This window comes from Robertmurraya sp. DFI.2.37, assembly GCF_029211245.1.
GTDB classification, from domain to species: domain Bacteria; phylum Bacillota; class Bacilli; order Bacillales; family Cytobacillaceae; genus Robertmurraya; species Robertmurraya methanolica_A.
On sequence record NZ_JARGEJ010000130.1, the window covers coordinates 1 to 1,488 of the forward strand.

General features: G+C 39.9%; 1 protein-coding gene. It reads right to left on the minus strand.

Features of this window, described 5'->3' with window-relative positions:
* Positions 1–112: 112 nt before the first annotated feature.
* A complete protein-coding gene (locus tag PZE06_RS25690) occupies positions 113–1,471 on the minus strand; it encodes an IS1182 family transposase (RefSeq protein ID WP_150917866.1) in 1,359 nt (452 codons plus the stop codon).
* Positions 1,472–1,488: the final 17 nt, after the last annotated feature.

Genomic DNA, 1,488 nt, shown 5'->3' on the forward strand with positions numbered 1-1,488 from the left:
TCAGTTTGTCGACAAAAGGGGTTCGGAATGGTCACATTCCGAACCCCTTTTAATGATTTTCTTAAGTTTTTCCCTATTTTGAGGTATTTTGACCTCTTCTTAATCTCATCTACTAGGCCATTTCTGGACCTCGCCATATCCAGTTGGCCATCTTCTTCAAATTCATGGCAGCGAAAGTAAGCATCGCCTGCATCGACAATTTTTTAAGTCCCCTTAACGTTGTCCAACGCATACCATGCATTTCTTTTGCATCAGCGAATACTCGTTCAATTGTTTCTTTTCGCTTTGCATATATAGGTTTTACATCTTTGTGATGACGAAGATGATCGGCTTCCTCCACATACTCTTGCCAGATATGGCGTGTCACCACTTTTTGGTGTTCCTTACTCTGTGTACACTGTGACAAAAATGGACAAGTGGCACAAATCTGCTTAGGTGATTTGTACTCACGATATCCCTCTTTCGTCGTGGTCGAGTAAGGTAAAATCTCCCCGGCTGGACATATGTAACAATCATAGTGTTCATCATATACGTATTCGTGTTTTCGGAAAAAACCTTCTTTTGTACGTGGTCGTGTATAAGGTAACGCTGGTGTCATTTCGTTCTCGATTAAGTATTTCGTGATGGCAGGTGTTTTATAAGCTGCGTCTGCCGCAACAGCTTCAGGTTTTTCCACTTTCTCAATCACTTGTTCTACTAATGGCTCTAGGATTACGCTATCATGAGTGTTTCCTGGTGTCACAATACTTCCCAGAACAAATCCATTACGGTCAGAAGCCGCATGAAAAGAATAGGCGAACTGCTTAGTGCGTTCGTCTTTCACATAGTAGCCACTCTCAGGATCCGTGGTACTTTCTTTTATTTCCTTTGATTCTTCTTTTTCAAACTTATCTGGCGGGAACGGTTTTTTTCCATGATCTTCACGGTCTTGGTTGATTTCTTCTTGAAGTTGTTCTTGATAAGCACGGGTTTCTTTCCGAACCACTTTTTTCTCGAATTTATGTTTATTCGCACTCGCTTTCACATGAGTGGAGTCGATAAAAACGTGTTCTGCACTAATCAATTTCTTTTCAGCCGCTGTTTTTAGAATTCGATAGAAAATCTGTTCAAATAAATCGGTATCTTTAAAGCGACGTTCATAGTTCTTACCAAAGGTAGAGAAATGAGGGACTTTGTCATAGAAACCATAGCCTAGAAACCAGCGATAAGCCATGTTCGTTTTTAATTCTTCAATCGTTTGACGCATTGAGCGAATACCAAAAGTATATTGAATAAAGGTTAATTTAATTAAAATAACAGGATCAATACTTGGGCGGCCGACTTCAGAGTATGTATCTTTCACCAAATCATAAATGAAGGAGAAATCAATCGCTGCCTCCATTTTTCGGACTAAATGATTTTCAGGCACCAACTGGTCTAAAGCGACCATTTCTACTTGATCACGTTGAATGGAATTATGTTTCGAAAGCATCTTCATCACTCCAAGTA

Bases quoted from the DNA above. Each gene is read 5' to 3' on its own strand.
- PZE06_RS25690 (WP_150917866.1), bottom strand. From the start codon at position 1,471: ATGCTTTCGAAACATAATTCCATTCAACGTGATCAAGTAGAAATGGTC.